Origin of the sequence: Heyndrickxia sp. NPDC080065 (genome assembly GCF_050281185.1) — a bacterium.
GTDB lineage: Bacteria > Bacillota > Bacilli > Bacillales > Bacillaceae_C > Heyndrickxia.
Genome location: NZ_JBNNWS010000007.1, coordinates 189612 through 207074 on the forward strand (window position 1 = coordinate 189612; position 17463 = coordinate 207074).

At 35.2% G+C, this 17463-nt stretch carries 18 protein-coding genes; 14 read left to right on the forward strand and 4 right to left on the reverse strand.

Going from position 1 to position 17463, the window contains the following annotated elements; all coding sequences use genetic code 11:
• Positions 1 to 359: 359 nt before the first annotated feature.
• From ACQKP0_RS10255 to ACQKP0_RS10295, 9 genes are all read left to right on the forward strand, one after another.
• Positions 360 to 1274: an ATP-binding cassette domain-containing protein gene (locus ACQKP0_RS10255; protein ID WP_427405738.1), complete on the forward strand. Its 915-nt coding sequence runs from the start codon at positions 360 to 362 to the stop codon at positions 1272 to 1274.
• Positions 1271 to 1981, forward strand: a complete 711-nt coding sequence (locus ACQKP0_RS10260) for an ABC transporter permease (RefSeq protein ID WP_427405739.1) — start codon at positions 1271 to 1273, stop codon at positions 1979 to 1981. The genes ACQKP0_RS10255 and ACQKP0_RS10260 overlap by 4 nt, the downstream gene beginning before the upstream one ends.
• Entirely contained in the window at positions 1982 to 2707 is a 726-nt protein-coding gene (locus ACQKP0_RS10265) for an ABC transporter permease (protein WP_427405740.1), read from the forward strand.
• A gap of 294 nt (positions 2708 to 3001) precedes the next feature.
• Positions 3002 to 3601: a molybdenum cofactor guanylyltransferase gene (mobA, locus tag ACQKP0_RS10270; RefSeq protein WP_427405741.1), complete on the forward strand. Its 600-nt coding sequence runs from the start codon at positions 3002 to 3004 to the stop codon at positions 3599 to 3601.
• 15 nt (positions 3602 to 3616) lie between these two features.
• Entirely contained in the window at positions 3617 to 4069 is a 453-nt protein-coding gene (locus ACQKP0_RS10275) for a molybdenum cofactor biosynthesis protein MoaE (protein ID WP_427405742.1), read from the forward strand.
• 5 nt (positions 4070 to 4074) lie between these two features.
• The gene (moaD, locus tag ACQKP0_RS10280) at positions 4075 to 4308 is read left to right on the forward strand and encodes a molybdopterin converting factor subunit 1 (RefSeq protein ID WP_427405743.1); all 234 of its coding nucleotides are present in this window, start codon (positions 4075 to 4077) and stop codon (positions 4306 to 4308) included.
• A 7-nt stretch (positions 4309 to 4315) separates the two neighbouring features.
• Positions 4316 to 5338 (forward strand): ThiF family adenylyltransferase, encoded by a 1023-nt coding sequence (locus ACQKP0_RS10285; protein WP_427405823.1) that lies wholly within the window; start codon positions 4316 to 4318, stop codon positions 5336 to 5338.
• 136 nt (positions 5339 to 5474) lie between these two features.
• Entirely contained in the window at positions 5475 to 5753 is a 279-nt protein-coding gene (locus ACQKP0_RS10290; protein WP_427405744.1) for a YwdI family protein, read from the forward strand.
• 80 nt (positions 5754 to 5833) lie between these two features.
• A complete protein-coding gene (locus ACQKP0_RS10295) occupies positions 5834 to 6205 on the forward strand; it encodes a DUF423 domain-containing protein (RefSeq protein WP_427405745.1) in 372 nt (123 codons plus the stop codon).
• A gap of 501 nt (positions 6206 to 6706) precedes the next feature.
• On the opposite strand, the gene gerQ is transcribed toward ACQKP0_RS10295, so the two are convergent.
• Positions 6707 to 7183, reverse strand: a complete 477-nt coding sequence (gerQ, locus tag ACQKP0_RS10300) for a spore coat protein GerQ (RefSeq protein WP_427405746.1) — start codon at positions 7181 to 7183, stop codon at positions 6707 to 6709.
• Between the two features lie 646 nt (positions 7184 to 7829).
• Between gerQ and ACQKP0_RS10305 the strand changes: the two genes are divergently transcribed.
• The 5 genes from ACQKP0_RS10305 (at position 7830) to ACQKP0_RS10325 (ending at position 13685) form a co-directional block, all read left to right on the forward strand.
• Positions 7830 to 8417, forward strand: a complete 588-nt coding sequence (locus ACQKP0_RS10305; RefSeq protein WP_427405747.1) for a lipoprotein BA_5634 family protein — start codon at positions 7830 to 7832, stop codon at positions 8415 to 8417.
• A 123-nt stretch (positions 8418 to 8540) separates the two neighbouring features.
• A complete protein-coding gene (locus tag ACQKP0_RS10310) occupies positions 8541 to 9221 on the forward strand; it encodes an ABC transporter ATP-binding protein (RefSeq protein ID WP_427405748.1) in 681 nt (226 codons plus the stop codon).
• A gap of 14 nt (positions 9222 to 9235) precedes the next feature.
• Entirely contained in the window at positions 9236 to 11617 is a 2382-nt protein-coding gene (locus ACQKP0_RS10315; RefSeq protein ID WP_427405749.1) for an ABC transporter permease, read from the forward strand.
• 116 nt (positions 11618 to 11733) lie between these two features.
• Positions 11734 to 12423, forward strand: coding sequence for a response regulator transcription factor (locus ACQKP0_RS10320; RefSeq protein WP_427405750.1), 690 nt, complete (start codon positions 11734 to 11736; stop codon positions 12421 to 12423).
• Positions 12396 to 13685, forward strand: coding sequence for a HAMP domain-containing sensor histidine kinase (locus ACQKP0_RS10325; protein WP_427405751.1), 1290 nt, complete (start codon positions 12396 to 12398; stop codon positions 13683 to 13685). Before ACQKP0_RS10320 ends, ACQKP0_RS10325 begins: the two co-directional genes overlap by 28 nt.
• Positions 13686 to 13723: 38 nt before the next feature.
• On the opposite strand, the gene ACQKP0_RS10330 is transcribed toward ACQKP0_RS10325, so the two are convergent.
• Genes ACQKP0_RS10330 through ACQKP0_RS10340 form a run of 3 tightly spaced genes read right to left on the reverse strand, consistent with a single transcriptional unit; the run spans position 13724 to position 17409 of the window.
• Positions 13724 to 15571 (reverse strand): FtsX-like permease family protein, encoded by a 1848-nt coding sequence (locus tag ACQKP0_RS10330; RefSeq protein WP_427405752.1) that lies wholly within the window; start codon positions 15569 to 15571, stop codon positions 13724 to 13726.
• A gap of 16 nt (positions 15572 to 15587) precedes the next feature.
• Positions 15588 to 16349, reverse strand: a complete 762-nt coding sequence (locus ACQKP0_RS10335; RefSeq protein WP_427405753.1) for an ABC transporter ATP-binding protein — start codon at positions 16347 to 16349, stop codon at positions 15588 to 15590.
• Positions 16350 to 16371: 22 nt separating this feature from the next.
• Positions 16372 to 17409 (reverse strand): DUF418 domain-containing protein, encoded by a 1038-nt coding sequence (locus ACQKP0_RS10340; RefSeq protein ID WP_427405754.1) that lies wholly within the window; start codon positions 17407 to 17409, stop codon positions 16372 to 16374.
• Between the last annotated feature and the right edge of the window lie 54 nt (positions 17410 to 17463).

The window sequence follows — 17463 nt, forward strand, 5'->3', positions numbered from 1 at the left end:
GCGGATTTCTCCGTCTTCTCCCTACGATAAGCGGGCATCGACTCGTTCCTCGCCGTGTCTCCTTTATCTCAGTCGAAGATTACGAAATCCGTACGCTAGATCTGCGGCGCTTACGCTTTTCTTATTGTCTAGCTCCAGCACCTATCGGCTAGCGGATTTCTCCGTCTCCTCCCTACGATAAGTCAACATCGGCTCGTGAACTACCTCACCGTGTTTCCTTTATCTCAATCGAAGACTACGAAATCCATACGCCGATGGGCAAGGCACTTCCGCTTTTCTTATTTTAAACAAAATTTAAACAACCTTTACCTTTTGATTTAACCTTTCACGTTTAGAATCGTAATAGAGGTGAAGAGATGATGAACGAATATATAGTAAAGACAAATAATTTAACGAAAAGATTTAAAGGAAAAAAGGTAGTAAATGGAGTGAATTTAGAAATAAAAAAAGGCGAAATCTATGGATTTTTAGGACCTAATGGAGCAGGGAAAACAACGACAATCCGGATGCTTTTAGGCTTAATGAAGCCAACTTACGGTTCAATTCGAATATTTAATAAAGAATTAAAAAAGGAGAAAATATCGGTTTTACGAAAAGTGGGTTCTTTAGTAGAATCGCCATCCTATTATGGTCATTTAACTGCAAGAGAAAATTTAGAAGCTTTACGTAGAATATTAAACGTTCCGAAATCGAGAATTGATGGAGTTTTAGAGATTGTTCGTTTACAAGATGAAGCAAAACGACCAGTGAAAGGTTTTTCGCTCGGAATGAAACAACGTCTTGGTATTGCTGCATCACTTTTGGGAAATCCAGAGCTCTTAATTTTAGATGAGCCGACAAATGGGTTAGATCCATCGGGAATTCTTGAAATGCGAGAGCTGATTAAAAAGATGCCTGAAGAACATGGAATTACTGTGATCGTATCTAGTCATTTATTAAGTGAAATAGATCAAATGGCTACTCAAGTCGGAATTATTACAAAAGGGTCCATGATTTTTCAAGATTCTATCTCTGCTTTAAGAAAACGTGCAAAAAGCCAAATTAAAATTGTTACAAATCATGATGAATCAGCTTGGCGGACATTATTGGCAAGCGGTATTAAAGCAGATTTTCGTGAAGGACAAGTATTAATAGAAGAAAATGAGAATCAAGTTATTGCAAAAGCTGTTGAACAGCTTGTCCAGCATCAGTTTTCTATTTATCGTGTAGAGGAACAAAAAATGTCGTTAGAAGATATCTTCCTTGAAATTACAAAGGGGGCTTCTAGTCTATGATTCTTTCAATGATTAAAGCTGATTTTCTAAAAATAAAGCGAAAATGGATATGGTTTTTAATTGTTTTAGGCCCGCTAGGAGTTTTACTATTACAAGCTGCCAATTATGGCCTTCGATATGATTACCTAGTGAAGCCTGGTGGAGACCATTGGAAGGATTTTCTTAATAATATACATCTTTTTATCCCAATTACTTTAGGATTAGGTTTTACGATTATCGCTTCCATGACGGCCAATATTGAGCATCAACAAAATGCTTGGAAGCAATTAATTGCTATGCCGATTTCTAAAAAAACAGTCTATACGGCCAAATTTTTAATGAATCTTTTTTTAATATTTCTTTCCTGTTTTCTTTTATTTTTGGGAACCATCCTGCTTGGAATTATTTTGAAGTTTGGATTAGATATTCCTTATATTCGCATTGCAAAGATGAGTTTTTTTCCTTTTTTTGCAGGGATCCCTATTCTCGGAATTCAGGTATGGCTTTCGACAACTTTAAAAAACCAAGCTCTTCCATTAACGATAGGAATATTAGGTGCTATTTTTTCAATGTATACTGTTTTTGTTCCAGACTGGGTGATCTGGAAATGGCCTCTATTAACAAGTGATCAACATGATCCTGTTTGGTTTGTTGGCTGGGGACTTGTTATTGGCTTTATTATCTTTTTATTTGGAATGGTAGATTTTACGAAACGGGATGTGAAATAAATGTTTTGGAATATTGTTCGATCAGAATGGCTGAAGTTTAGAAAATCGAATATCTGGATCTTATTATTTATAAGCCCTGCTTTAGCAGCATTGTTAGGTGTATTGCAGAATACAGATGACTCACCCGTTCCATGGGCTGATTTATATACCATTATGATATCTGCTCATTCATTGTTATTTTTACCATTGCTGACAGGGGTGTTTTCGGCCTTTGTTTGTAGGTATGAACATCAGGGTGGTGGATGGAAGCAGTTATTAGCTCTTCCTGTCTCAAGGGCTCAAGTCTTTTTGGCAAAGGGGTTTCTTGTCATTCTATTTTTAGCCATTACTCAACTTCTGTTTTTTATATGCTTTTATTTGATTGGTACGGCAAAAGGATTTTCAGGTGAGATTCCTAATGAAATCGTATGGAGAGGGATTATTGGCAGTTGGATCGCTTGTTTACCATTAGCCGCCTTGCAACTTTGGGTTTCAACTGCATGGGCAAGTTTTGCAGCGCCTCTTGCTATAAATGTTATTTTTACCATTCCAAATATGCTTGTTGCTAATTCAGCTAAATATGGTCCTTGGTACCCGTGGGCACAACCGTTTTTAATGTCAATCTCAAAAGAAGGAGATATTGGATCTTTATATGTTTCAACAGAAACATTGTTATTTGTGATAATTGGAAGTTTCGTTTTGTTTTTAGCTTGTGGTTTTACTTATTTTCGAAGAAAGGCAGTATAAAAAATATTAATAAAAGGCTGTTTTCGCAAAGATTGCTTTTCGTAAATAGCTCAAATACTTAATTAAATTGGTTTCGTGCTCTTTTCTTCATCCCATACTTATTATATAAACGCAAAAACAACCGTAAAAATCCTACTAGATATTTACTGCGTAAAATCTCTACCGATTTTTACTTTGTTACAAATAGCAACAAAGTATAAGAAAAGAGCCTAATAAAAGACAGTCCTCACTGTAGTGACTGTCTTTTTCGTGTTAAAGTAAGATTATAAGATCATAGGCAGAAGGGATGAATAGATGGATACCATTATATTGGCAGGTGGGCAATCAAGTCGAATGGGAACGAATAAGGCGTTATTACCTTTTGGAAAGCAAAGGGTCATTGATCGATTAATAAATGAATTTTCTCCGGTTTCTAACAAAATCTTGCTTGTTACCAATCAACCTGAAGAATACAAGGATCTTCATGTGTCCATTTTAACTGATCATATGGAATTTAAGGGACAAGGGCCGTTAGCAGGAATATATACAGGATTAAATGAGGCAGTATCCTCACAGTGTTTAGTTGTAGCTTGTGATATGCCATTTGCTGCAAATGATATGAGCAGATGGTTTATACATGAAATGGAGCTAGGAGATTATGATGCAGTCATTCCTTCTTACCACGGTAGACTTCATCCGTTATTTGGAGCTTATCAAACTCGAATACAAGAACCGATCAGGAATTGTTTGTTGTCTAAGAAAAGAAGGATGACAGATTTATTTAATCATATAAATATTAAAATAGTAGAACAACATGATGCACCAGTATTTTTACAAAATCAGTGGGAAAACAGCTTATGGAATATGAACACGATGGAAGATTATAAGCAGGCATTGAAAAAAATTGCTGAATGATTGGGGGGAGAAGAAATGTTTTATGAGATGACGAAGGATCCAATTAGTATTGAATCGGTTGTACAAAAGGTTGTTCAAAGAGAGGCAGGAGCGATCACGACTTTTATTGGAACTGTTAGGGAATTAACAAACGGGAAAAAAACCATATATTTAGAATATGAAGCCTATGAATCAATGGCAGTAAAAAAGCTGGAGCAAATCGGGAATGAAATCAAGGAGCGATGGCCAGAAGCAAAGACGGCAATTACCCATAGGATTGGGCGATTAGATATTACCGATATCGCTGTTGTTATCGCGGTTTCTACTCCACATCGTGCAGAAAGTTATAAAGCTAATCGATATGCGATTGAGCGAATTAAAGAAATTGTTCCGATCTGGAAAAAAGAGCATTGGGAAAATGGAGAGGAATGGATTGGAAATCAGCTAGGTACGAAAGAGTATCTCACAGGGAAACCGAGGGGGGGATGATTTGAATGATTAAGGTGCTGTTGTTTGCACATCTAAAAGAACAAATAGGAAAAAGTGAACTTCAAATGGACTCTTTCTCGGGAACTGTGAAAGAGTTAAAAGGATATTTACAAGAAAACTATTCACTTTTAAACCTTGATAGTATCATGATTGCGGTGAATGAAGAGTTTTGTAATGATAATACAACCCTTCGTGATGGTGATATTGTAGCACTTATTCCACCAGTAAGTGGAGGGTGATTGAATGATGGATGATCGTTATTCAAGACAAATGTTATTTTCACCGATTGGAGTGGAGGGTCAGAAACGGATAGGTGGTAAGCATGTCTTAATTGTCGGGATTGGGGCATTAGGCTCGAGTATTTCAGAAATGCTTTCAAGAGCAGGTGTAGGAAAATTAACCTTGATCGATCGTGATTATGTAGAAACAAGTAATCTTCAAAGGCAGCAGTTATTTTCTGAAAAAGATGCCTTGGATAAACTTCCTAAAGCGGTTGCAGCGAAGAGCAGATTAACTGAGATTAATAGTGACATTGAAATTGAAGCTATTGTCGGTGAGGCAGATGTTCCTACATTAGAAAGACTTGCTCCAACAGTAGACTTAATTATTGATGGAACTGATAATTTTGAAATTAGATTTCTCTTAAATGATGTCGCCTATAAGTATAATATACCTTGGATTTTTGGATCATGCGTCGGGAGTTATGGATCAACCTTTACCATTATTCCTGGTATGACACCTTGTTTGCATTGTTTACTCAAAAAACTTCCGATGAAGGGGCAGACATGTGATACGGTTGGAATTATTGCTCCCACGGTTCAAATGGTAACTGCTTATCAAGCTGCTGAAGCTTTGAAAATTTTAAGTGAGAACTGGGATGCACTTCGAAGAACCTATATAACATTTGATCTTTGGGAAAACCATCATTTATCGATAAAAACAAGTGATGCTTTAAAAAACACTGATTGTCTGACCTGTGGTGAAGAAAGAACACACCCTTTTTTATCACATGAGTCACAAACAAAAACAGCGGTCCTTTGCGGAAGGAATACAGTACAAATCCGTCCAGCGAACGGCTCTCTTCCATCATTAGACCAGCTCAGTTCACAGTGGAAACAAGCAGGGTATCAGGTTAATCAAAATCCATACTTAATATCCGTTCATAAGGAAGATGTGAAAATGGTGATGTTTAAGGATGGGCGGGCACTTATCCATGGGACGAATGATCCTATTAAAGCGAAACGGATTTATTATTCCTTTGTAGGATAGGTGTTACTGTGACAAAATTTTACATGTTTCACGTGAAACATGTCGAAATAACCCGTATAGAATTAAGAGTTTAGGAACAAGTATGCTAAAATCATAAAGAAGATAAAGCAAAAGAATCCTGTTAGGAGATGGATGAATGAGTATATCTTTGAATTCTCTATTAAATAAAATAGAGCAGGAAATGAAATATGCGAAGCAAACAAAAGACGAAAGTATGGCGAAAAAACATATTTATTCGATCAAAACCTTATGCGAGGTTATTTTAGAAGAAGAGAAAAGTGGAGAGATTTTACAGACAGGGTTAAATAATTTACAGACAAATCTGCCTGTCACTCAAAGTATTTCAACAGTAGGGAAAGCTGAACCGTTAAAGACAGATGATGGTTCAAATGGAGAGTCAATTTTTGATTTCTAGTGTTATTTTTCTTAAAATATAAGGAATGGAAATTTGATTTCAGTCTAGCATTTTAGGCTTGAGAAAAAGGAGTGTATCTGATGAAGGCTTTTATTATTATTGGGGCAATTAATGCATTTTTAGCTGTTGCACTTGGAGCTTTTGGGGCACATGGTCTAGAGGATAAATTAGAACCAAAATATTTGGATATTTGGAAAACAGGAGTTACATATCAAATGTTTCATGCATTAGGTCTTTTAGCGATTGGAATTATTGCAGGAAATATTCAGGGCTCTTCGCTAATGTCTTGGTCTGGCTGGTTAATGTTTATCGGTATTATTCTGTTTTCAGGAAGCCTATATGTATTAAGCTTAACGAAAATTAGTATTTTAGGAGCAATCACACCAATAGGTGGAGTTGCATTTTTAGTAGCATGGGTTCTTTTAGTCGTTGCGGCAATTAAACATCTTTAATGGGGAAAACTCTTACCTACAGATGAATATAAAAGGCTGTTTTCGAATAGATTGTTGTTTTTCGGATAGATTTTTAGGGCAAGAATAATATTGTTACGTGCTCTTTTCCCTATATAATAAGTCTTAAATTCTAATAGGAAGATAAATTAAAACCGTAAAAATCCTAATACCGATTTTTACTTGATGTTAAAAACAACAAAGTTTACGAAAAGAGCCATATAAAAACAAAAGGCCCTTCATTTTGAAGGGCCTTTTGTTGTATTGTCTAACTCCAGCGCTTTTCTAGAAAGGTAAGAAAGTATAAAATTTACTAAGGATATTAGACATGAAAAGTGTCTGCTGTGTCTAGCTCCAGCGCCTATCGACTAGCGTACTTCAGGACTCCTCCCTACGATAAGTCAACATCGATTCGCCCTTAGGGGCTCATCGTGTTTCCTTTATCTCAGTCGAAAGTCCCGAAAGGAAGTACGTCGATGAACAAGGCGCTTGCGCATTTCTTATTTACCTCGGAGAATAAGTTGTAAGTCCCGGAGCAGCTCCATATGGATATTCATATTCAATTGGCTCACTAAATGTAATGTAGTCTACATAAACCATTGGAATAAGATTTCGTTCGCCTGATTGAGGATCACTTAGAATGACATGATCACGTCCGGCTGCTTCAATGACTCCTTTAAATATTTTGGCGTTCCACTCTCGGTTATTTTCAAACGTAGCATATAGTGTTACGAGTTTCCCTTTGTTTAGACGTAAAATATTTTCGATATAAGATTGTTCAACAGGCAGCATACCGGGAATACTTGGGCCTGCTGAAGGTGGAGTTGGAGTTGCTGGTTGCGCAAATGGAATTGCTTGTGGAACTTGTTGTTGTGCACCGTACTGAGGCATTCCTTGCATTCCTCCATACATTGGCTGTTGTCCACCACCTGGTGGCATTTGGTACCCATAAGGTGGTGGATTATAACTTGATTTTGACAATCTTCTCCCTCCTTAAAATAGGTTCAAATAGCAACCTATACCACTACTTTCAGATTTTTATTCAAGACTTGTTCACTTTAAATTGCTATTCCTTTATGAAAAGTAAGTACTACCAAAACTTCACCTCACTTTATTGCTTCTCCTTAAGATGTATGGTGAATGGTTTAAGATTAGCTTTTACATTTCATATGTATGTAAGAGTGGTGAAAGATATGCCGAGAATATAATCGTATTTTTTAAAAGCTTATAGTTTTAAAAAAAATTAAGAGGATCTTTCTCTCACTCAAAAAACTTTCACTTTTTTCGTAAAGGACCCATAAAGCTCTTTCTTACAATACTGTAAGATAGCTGTCATCTAAATAGATAGGTGAGAATTAATGGTTCTCCTATAATGAAATCAACAGCAAGAGATGAAGTACTTTTAAAAAGGTAAGAAAGAAGAAATTTACTAAGGATATTAGGCATGAAAAGTGTCTGCTGTGTCTAGCTCCAGCGCCTATCGGCTAGCGGATTTCTCCGTCTTCTCCCTACGATAAGTCAACATCGGCTCGTCCCTCGCCGTGTTTCCTTTATCTCAGTCGAAGACTACAAAATCCGTACGCTAGAGCTGCGGCGCTTGCGCTTTTCTTAAAGGAGGAAGCAAAAAATGAAAAAATTACTAAGTGTATGTGTAACTGCAATGTTAGCGGGATCTTTATTAACAGGCTGTAGTGAGACAAAAGAGAAGTTTACAAAAGCTAATGGAGTTGTTTTATATGGAGATCAAAATCAGGTAGAGAATATCTTTGATCAAGAGAAAGAGGATCTTAAAGAAAAAGCTGAGTACAAAATCAAAGTTGCTGATGCTGGTGATCAAAAAGTAATGATTTTAGATGAAACAACAGCTAAAGCACTTGTAGATAAAGATCTTTTTAAAGAAGTGAAAAAGGATGATGAAACAGAAGCAATTTCATCATTACCGGAAGTGAAAAAAGGGAATGCCGTTCTTTTTGCTAAAGAGGAAGTGAATGAACTAAATTTAGATGAAAAAAAATTAAAAGTATCCTATGAAGGAAACAAAATTATAGGGGATGGAAGAAGTTATGTTGATATGTTCTTGATTGTCGATGATAATGAATGGTCTTCTATAAATGGAGAAAAAAAAACAATGGGAATGATAAAATATGAAAAAGATCCAAAGAAAAAAATGATCGATTTCAAAGTTGATACAGTACAGTTAGTCAAAATAGGATAATAAAACATGATAGGTCTGCACCATTCAATGGGTCAGACCTAGTTTGCTTATACGTCCAGAATAGAAGAATGTTATAGTAAATATACTAATGCCAAAATGTATAGGGAAAGTGAGGATCATATGTTGGAAGTCATTCGATTAGAGAGTGTTAGTAAAATATTTGGAAAAGGAAAAAGTGCTGTTCCAGCCTTAACTTCAATTGATTTGACGATTCAGAAAGGAGAATTTATTGCCATCATTGGTCCTTCAGGGTCAGGGAAAAGTACATTGCTTCATACGATAGGTGGTCTTGAAGCTCCAACAAAGGGAATTGTTAAAGTAGAAGGACAACCCATTTATTCTTTATCTGATGAGGCAATCTCCATCTTACGCCGCAGAAAAATTGGACTTATCTTTCAATCGTTTAATCTCGTTCCTATTTTAAATGTAGAGGAAAATATTCAGCTTCCTATATTGCTTGATCATCAGAAAGTGGATCATGATTATTATCAAGATATTGTTGATTATCTAGGCATAAAAGATAAAATGTATGCCTCTCCATCAGAATTGTCAGGAGGACAGCAGCAAAGGGTCGCCATTGCACGTTCATTAATACATAAACCTGCTTATATATTAGCAGATGAACCAACAGGTAATTTAGAGAGCAAAACAAGCGAGGATGTGATCAGTCTTTTGCAATTAACCGCACAAAGGTATAAGCAAACCGTAATTGTTGTCACACATGATATGAAAATAGCTGATAGAGCTAATCGGGTCATTGAAATAGAGGATGGTTTAATTAAAAAAGATGTGTCTTACGCTTAGAAGGGGTCATAAAGATGTCGATCTATGGAAAATTGACAAAAAAACATTTATTGCAAAATAAAAAAAGAACGATTTTAACTTTATTAGGAATGATCTTATCTATATCACTTATTACTTCAATAGGCACTTTCTTAATTAGCTTCCAACAGTATAGTATTCATAAAACAAAAAGTGATAATGGCTCCTACCATGTAAAAATAAATCATGCAAATCATCAATTATTAAAGCGCCTTCAAGTGAATCCTCAGATTAAAAAGGCAGGAGTGCTTTCCAAAGAGACTTACTTCTTAAAAGATGGAGAAAAGCTAGTACTTAAAACAATCGATCAAGAAGTCTTTTCATTACTTCCATTCCACGCAATTAAAGAACAAAATCATCAAGGAATTATTATCGAAAAGTGGGTTTTTGCAGATCTTAAGAAAAGATATAATACGGAAAAGTCTATAACACTCAAGGATAAAGAAGGAAAAAGTCATATTCTTCAAGTACATAAGATTGTCGACAATCATCAAAATTTCCGTGATGAACAGGGATTAGAAGGGTTTATTGTCAAAAAAACAGTAACAGAGCAAAAAAATATAGAGATTTTTCTTGAAGTAGATGAACATGCAAACTTTCAAGAAGTATATAGACAATTACTTAATGATGTCCCTAAAGAAAATATTGAATTAAATCATCCTTTAATAGGAGTTATGTTTTCTGAAGAAACTCCCGATGCCACCAGCATATATAAATCACCTATTTACATCTTACCGATTGGTATTGTTGTTATCGCGACTTTTGCCTTCATATTTAATATGTTTCAGATAAGCATTACCGAGCGGATTCGTGATATTGCTTTATTAAGAACAGTGGGTGCTACTAAACGGCAAATTAAAAAAATGACTGTTTATGAAATGGGAATATACGGATTAATTAGTATCCCGGTAGGTCTTATTCTTGGTATTTTCGGCTTTTGGATTATTTTAAGTTTATATCAATTATTTTTTCAGGAAACAGAAATTTCGTTATTTTACTTTCCGATGGTTTTATCACCCGGTGTCCTCTTATTAAGCAGTTTTATTGGGTTGTTTGCACTGATTATTTCGGGATTGCTCCCATTAAAGATAGCGAATCGAGCATCTCCATTAGATTTTTTAAGAAGAACAGGCAGTCATAGAGTGCTAAGTGCGAGAAGGATGAATCGCTTTTTGAAAAATGTTGTTGGTATTGAAACCGTTATGGCGATTAGAAATATTTTCAGGAATAGATTAAGATCTTTCATTATTATCTTTTCTCTTGGATTTAGTATGTTTTTATTTATCGCTTTTTCTAGTTTTGTCATGATGATGATCAAATCGGATATACGAGATCAAATAAATGGAGATTTTAGGATTGTTCTTCATCAATCGGAGACATTGCCAAAGGCTTTATGGGCTGATTTAGAAAGGATTCCGGAAATAAAGGAAAAGTATATCCATTATGCCAGTGTACCTGTTAAATTAAATCTTCCAATTTCAAACTTAAGTCAAACCGAAGCAGATAATATATATGCATCAAATATAGATGGAAAGGAATTCTATTCAGCATTTTCTAATGTTTCCCCCATAACAGTCGAAAACGAGAGATTTTTGACGAATAGACTGATTGCTGGTTCAATAAATAAAAAGAGAATGTTACTCGATCACGGGATTATTTATGCGAAAGGAAAGGGCAGTAAATCCTTAATGAAGGTTGGAGATCAGGTATTTATTCAGACAAAAAGTGAGGAAAACAATGATTACGGTCCAATGCGAATGGTAAAAGTTTCAGGGATTATTGAGCTTGGCCAGTCAGAAAATGAACTCCTTTCCTATCCAGAAATCATTCCATCTACACCAACTGTAAATGGGATGTCACTTTATCTAAAAAACGAAAAAGATATGAAGAAGGTATCGAAAAAATTAGAAGAAATAACGGCCAATAATCCTAACTTAGAGATTGTAAACGTAGTTGAAAACCAGCGCAATGCAACGTCTTTAGAAACACAAATACAAATATTGTTATATGGATTTGTTATCGTAATAGCCTTTATCGGGATATTAAATATTATTAATACGACGATTATGAATATTATTTTACGAAGAAGGGAATACGCAACCCTTCAAGCTATAGGAATGTCGATAAAAAGTGTAAGAAATATGGTAATAAAAGAAGGATTGCTTTTTGGCTTAATTAGCGGTGGGATTGGAATGGCAGCTGCTGGGTTTATAGAGCTATTACTAGCTTTAAATGGAGCCCCTTTAGAATGGATGGAAAGTTTAAAGATATACTTTTTAGCTTTCCTTGTTCTTATTTTTATTTGCAATATATCAGCATTAGTTTCTTCGCATATGCTTAAAAATACTCAATGGACTGACAAATTTAGAAATGAATAACGATAGGATCTTCTCTGTTTTTTTACTGTATTAAAGAAAGACGACTCAAACGAAGGATTTATCATACTTTACAGTTTTTGCAATTACAGCTAATAGAAAAAGGAGAATGGTATGTAGTGAGAATACTATTATTAGAAGATGACACTTCATTAGCCTTGGGATTAGAATTTTCATTGAGGGAAGAAGGGTATGAGGTTACACATGTAAGCTTAGTTGAAGAATGCAAAGAAATCTTTGAAAAAGAATCATTTGATTTAGCATTACTTGATGTTACCCTCCCAGATGGAAATGGTTACGATATGTGTAAATATATTCGGGAACAATCAGATATGCCGATAATTTTTCTTACTGCAATGGATGATGAAGTGAATATCGTTCTAGGTCTGGATATAGGAGCTGATGATTATATTACAAAACCATTTCGAGTGAGAGAGCTACTTTCACGCATTCGTGCTGTATTAAGAAGAAAGGGGAAAGAAAGCTCGGGACATCAATTAAAAAGCGGCTCCATTATTCTTGATATTGATTGTGCTGTTTTAAAAAAAGAAAGAGAAGAGATCCCCCTCTCTGCCCAAGAGTATAAATTGATGTTAATTTTTATGAATCATCCAGAAAAAATATTAAGCCGTGAAGAAATCTTTGATTTACTTTTAGAAGGGGGCGGTGGATTTTTTGAGGATAATACGTTATCCGTGTATATTAAAAGATTGCGGGAGAAGATAGAGACTGACTTTACAAACCCGGAATATATTTTGACACATCGGGGGTTAGGGTATAAATGGAACAAACGAGTAGTAAGAGAATAGGTTTCTTCGATTTATGGCAAAATCCTGAGATGAAAAAAACGCTACGTTTTTTCTTTTTATCATTACTATTTTTTGGCGTTTTAATTGGTTATGGAACATATTATATAAGTCAGCAATTTAAAACGGATTATATAGAATCAAACGCAGCAATAACAGGGGCTATTCTTAAGCAGCATCCAGAGCTTCAAGATGAACTGGTTTCACTTCTTACAAAGAATGTGAGCGCTGATGAGAAGCAAGCAGGAATGGAAGTTTTAGCGAAGTATGGAATTTCCTCGAACTTATCGATGAAGTTTTTCCCTAAATTAACTGATTTATTTCGATCAATCATTCTTTTTTCAACGGTAAGCTTACTGCTTCTTTTTGTTTGTTTATTAGGTTTCCACTATCAATTTTCTAGGAGCATGTTTACGAGAATCCGTGAATTAACTCGTTTCGCCGATGAAGTGCTGGAAGGAAAAACACTTACATCTTTACCGGAAATTCGCGAAGGAGATTTTTCTAAGCTTATACATAGCTTTAACCGAATGCGTTTCGTCATCCAACAAAATATTGCTGAATTAAAAAAAGAAAAGCGGTTTCTAGTTGATTTGATGTCAGATATCTCACACCAATTGAAAACACCTTTAGCTGCATTATCGATGTATAACGAAATTATGATAGAAAAAGAACTATCAAAAGAGCAGAAGATGATGTTCCTCGATCAGGGAAGACAGCAGCTGGAGCGAATGAACTGGCTGATACAAAGTCTTTTAAAGCTTGCCAAGCTAGATGTAGGGGCTATTCAGTTTCAGAAAAGGAACGCATCATTAACTCAGACAGTACGGGGAAGTGTTGAAATATTAAAGGAACTCGCTTCACAAAAAGGAATTCATGTACAGGTTACATCTGAACAAGAATGTTTTATGAAGCATGATGCAGACTGGATGACAGAATCCTTGTTGAATGTTATTAAAAATGCAATCGAGCATACTACGAGTGGCGGAAATGTTTCTATCAAGGTGAACGAGACTGATACCTTGTATAAAATACAAATACAGGATCACGGAGAAGGAATTGAACGTGAAGAGATTAAGAATATATTTAAACGGTTTTATAAAGGAAAGAAAAATAAAAAATCCGGATCTGTAGGTATTGGTCTCTCTTTAAGCAAGTCCATCGTTGAAGGGCATAACGGAATTATACAAGTAGATAGTCAAATCGGTGTAGGGACAACATTTACATTTGTGTTTTCGAAGGATGGAAATGATGTGAAAAGCTGAATAATAAAATCCCGGGTATGATATCCGGGATTTTATTATTATTCTTCTTTCGGCAAAACGATTCCTCTATATAATTGAACAGTAATGAAGTAGTATATTGCGTAAATGACGGCAAAAATACAAATTGGGAGCCACACACGGAAATATGGGTTGATTAAAATAAACGAGAAGATATTCATTCCGACTAAAACGTGGGCAATACCAATAATTGCAGGGAAAATAAATACTAAGCTCAGTTCTTTATATATGGATTTCGTTAATAGTTCTTGACGAACACCGATTTTTCTCAGCATTTGATAACGCGTAATGTCTTTTGATGCTCCGGTAAGAATCTTAAACATTAAGCAGCTGGCCATCATTGCAAGAAATGCAATCCCTAAGAAGAAGCCCATGAATACTGTTCCGCTGGAAACACCGTAAAAAGCTTGATAGGAACTAAATTTACTATTTAATTGGTCAGCATTAATATTTTTATATTTTTCTAGCTCTAATTCATCAATTTTTTTCCATTCTGTTTTATAAGTTTCAAAATCATTTGATATCCCTATAATGGCAATCGCTTCTTTACCTTGTAGTTCATCATACATCTTTTGATCAACGATTTTTATTTGCTGATCGGGATAAACATAATATGGTTGAATATCATATAAAGCACGAGTCCATTGCTCTGGTAATTGTGTTGTGTTTTTTTGATCCGTATTTGCTCCCACTGTTGCATCTACTGGAAGATTTCCCGTTACAGGCCTATATTTTCCAAAACCCTCTCTTCCTTCAGTAACAGGAACTAGTGGACGTTTTTTCTCTAATTCTTCTTTTACATAATATACAAACTTTTTATCTACTTTATAATGATATTCATTTTTAAATTTAAATGTAATCTTGTTTAAGATATTTTTTTCTTGTACGATTGGATTATGAATTACAACATCATATGGTTGAAAGCCATTTGTCATCATTAATACATTATTTTTAAACGCCATACCGGCTGACATGGCACCTGCACCTAAAGCCACTAACATGGCAACTGTTGCAAGCACTTTTGTTAAACTATTAATTCGGAAGTTCAATTGGGCAAAGGTAAAAGCGTTTAGCCCCTTTTCACGTCGCTTTTTATTGCCTTTAAGCTTTTTAATAATCAGTGGAAGAAGCGACATGAAGAGTAGATAGGTTCCTAATGTTGTTGTGATCAAAGCGATAATGATTCCGATTTCTCTTAATTTTTCCATGAAAACCATAGAAGTATAGCCAATTCCTAATAAAAAGACGGCAAATATTGCAACGAAAACAGTTCCTTTTCCTTTAATCGTAATTCTCTCTGTTTTTGTGTCGGAATGTATTAGCTGTAAGACGGTAGTACGTGATAATTTCACACTATTCATGATGGCAGACAATACAAATAGAATAAAAAAGAAGACACATGTGATTGTCATTGATGGAACATAAAATGCTTGATAGTCGTCTGAAGTAAATTCAAGCTGTTTCATAAGCAGTTGACCAATTCCTTCGGAAAGTCCTACTCCTAAGACAATCCCAATAACTAGTGAGACAACTCCTAAGAAAATTGTTTCGATCACGATCAGTAATGAGATCTTATATTTTTTTGCCCCTAGCATCATGTACATTCCAAACTCTTTTTGACGTAGTGATAATAGGAAGGAATTGGCATATAAAATATAAAAGAATGTAATGATGGCTAGTAAGACTGAACCGGCTTGAAAGACGAATCCGATGGACTGAATCATCGAATTCGATTCAATAAAGGATTTATTTAATGCTAATGTTTGAAACATATAGAAAATCGAAATGGACATCACTAGACCAATGAGTAAGACGAAATAATCTTTTAATTTATTTTTTATTCCAGACATAGATAGCTTGAATAACATGTTTTTCCCTCCTTTGTTATGCTTTTTGTGTGCCTAAGTCTGCCAACACATCTAGAATTTCCTTATAAAATGCTTCACGTGCTCCATTACGGTGAATTTGTTTATATAGCTCTCCGTCTTGGATAAATAAAATTCGTTGACAATAACTAGCACTATAGGGATCATGTGTTACCATCAAAATGGACACGCCTTGTTCTTCGTTTAAATTCGTCATAGCTTCTAATAAGCTTGTTGCATTTTTCGAGTCAAGGGCTCCAGTAGGCTCATCCCCTAAGATAATAGCAGGCTCATGAACAAGGGCACGCGCTGCTGCAGATCGTTGTTTTTGTCCACCAGAAACCTCTGACGGATACTTTTGAAGGATGGCTGAAATTCCTAAAATTTCTGCAACCTTTTCTACTTTTGGACCAATCTTTCGAGAAGGGACTCCTTGTAAAGAAAGTGGTAAAGCAATATTTTCATAGATGGATAAATTCTCTAGCAAATTAAAGTCTTGAAAAATGAATCCTAGTCTTTGTGAACGGAAATCGGATAGCTCACCTTGCTTCATTTTTGTAATATCTGTACCTGCTATTTGAATAACGCCATCTGTTGCTTTATCTAAAGTTGAAATAACATTTAAAAGTGTTGTTTTTCCTGAGCCAGATGGTCCCATGATGCCAACAAACTCACCTTCTTGTATTGAAAAAGATACTCCTTTTAACGCATGTGACATGCTTTCACCATTTTTTCCATATACTTTCTTAACATTTTTCACATCTACAACTGGTGTTTTCATTCTATAAACCTCCTATATTTATTTAAGACTGAGTTTTTTTGTTGATGAATGGCGGGACTTGCCAATACGTAATCAATCTCCATATCCATTCAAAAGGTCCCATCTTGAATAGACGTAACCAAAAGAAACTGAAAATCATTTGAATAATATAGATAGCTATACATACATATAGTGTTTGAATATATGTAAGGTTTGCTGTGAAATGGAATAGCTTACCCGCAATTAAGATTAAGGCAGTTTGCCCAAGATAATTGGTTAATGCCATTCGTCCGTAATACTTAAGTGGTGATAATAGTGTTTGTACTACTTTTGTTTGTAATAAAAGTACAAGTACTCCAACAAAGAAAGCAGAAAGGATCGGTCCAACAGAAACTCCCATTTTTAAAAACTTACTTGCTTGGTCCATTGATCCGTCTTCATCCATAACAATCATATTTTGAAACGGTGAACCAGGGATCATTTGATACTGAATGATGAATCCAATCCCGCTAAGTAGGAACATTATTGCAGTAAAGAGAGCAAATGGTTTGGTTTTCTGAGACAGATTTTCAAACACTCGATATTGTCCTGCAGCAAGTCCTAATAAAATGAGCGGCAAGGTTAGAAGTAATTTTTCGCCCATTACACAAAATAGGACTAATAAAATAAGACTTAAGGCTAAATTAATGTGCTTATTCACTTTATAAAATGGCAAGACAATGAAACCGCAAATAGCATAGTACTTCAAAGCTTCTCCTGGTTGGAAAATAGTATGAATGAGTCCGAAGGCTAGCAAAATAATCAGTCTACGGATAAACAGGACATACCCATTCTTTCCTTTTGACTTTGCGCGTGAAAGAAAAATATAAAACCCGACTCCAAATAAAAATGAAAATATCGAGTAAAAGCGCCCTTCTACAAATAGATATAAAAATCTTTGATAACTAGCATCTATCGTTTTGGGGTCTGGAATTTGAATGTTAAGCAAGTCAAGAATATTAACTAAAATAATCCCTAGTAATGCAACCCCCCGAATGTAATCAAGAGCATCAATTCGTTTGTTGGTGATCACTTTTTCCATACGGCACCTCCATGTAAATACGTCTTTTATATCTTACAAAAGAGGTTTAAAAGT

Coding starts and splice junctions, on each gene's coding strand:
- ACQKP0_RS10255 (WP_427405738.1), top strand. CDS start 360: ATGAACGAATATATAGTAAAGACAAATAATTTAACGAAAAGATTTAAA.
- ACQKP0_RS10260 (WP_427405739.1), top strand. CDS start 1,271: ATGATTCTTTCAATGATTAAAGCTGATTTTCTAAAAATAAAGCGAAAA.
- ACQKP0_RS10265 (WP_427405740.1), top strand. CDS start 1,982: ATGTTTTGGAATATTGTTCGATCAGAATGGCTGAAGTTTAGAAAATCG.
- mobA (WP_427405741.1), top strand. CDS start 3,002: ATGGATACCATTATATTGGCAGGTGGGCAATCAAGTCGAATGGGAACG.
- ACQKP0_RS10275 (WP_427405742.1), top strand. CDS start 3,617: ATGTTTTATGAGATGACGAAGGATCCAATTAGTATTGAATCGGTTGTA.
- moaD (WP_427405743.1), top strand. CDS start 4,075: ATGATTAAGGTGCTGTTGTTTGCACATCTAAAAGAACAAATAGGAAAA.
- ACQKP0_RS10285 (WP_427405823.1), top strand. CDS start 4,316: ATGGATGATCGTTATTCAAGACAAATGTTATTTTCACCGATTGGAGTG.
- ACQKP0_RS10290 (WP_427405744.1), top strand. CDS start 5,475: ATGAGTATATCTTTGAATTCTCTATTAAATAAAATAGAGCAGGAAATG.
- ACQKP0_RS10295 (WP_427405745.1), top strand. CDS start 5,834: ATGAAGGCTTTTATTATTATTGGGGCAATTAATGCATTTTTAGCTGTT.
- ACQKP0_RS10305 (WP_427405747.1), top strand. CDS start 7,830: ATGAAAAAATTACTAAGTGTATGTGTAACTGCAATGTTAGCGGGATCT.
- ACQKP0_RS10315 (WP_427405749.1), top strand. CDS start 9,236: ATGTCGATCTATGGAAAATTGACAAAAAAACATTTATTGCAAAATAAA.
- ACQKP0_RS10325 (WP_427405751.1), top strand. CDS start 12,396: ATGGAACAAACGAGTAGTAAGAGAATAGGTTTCTTCGATTTATGGCAA.
- ACQKP0_RS10330 (WP_427405752.1), bottom strand. CDS start 15,571: ATGTTATTCAAGCTATCTATGTCTGGAATAAAAAATAAATTAAAAGAT.
- ACQKP0_RS10335 (WP_427405753.1), bottom strand. CDS start 16,349: ATGAAAACACCAGTTGTAGATGTGAAAAATGTTAAGAAAGTATATGGA.
- ACQKP0_RS10340 (WP_427405754.1), bottom strand. CDS start 17,409: ATGGAAAAAGTGATCACCAACAAACGAATTGATGCTCTTGATTACATT.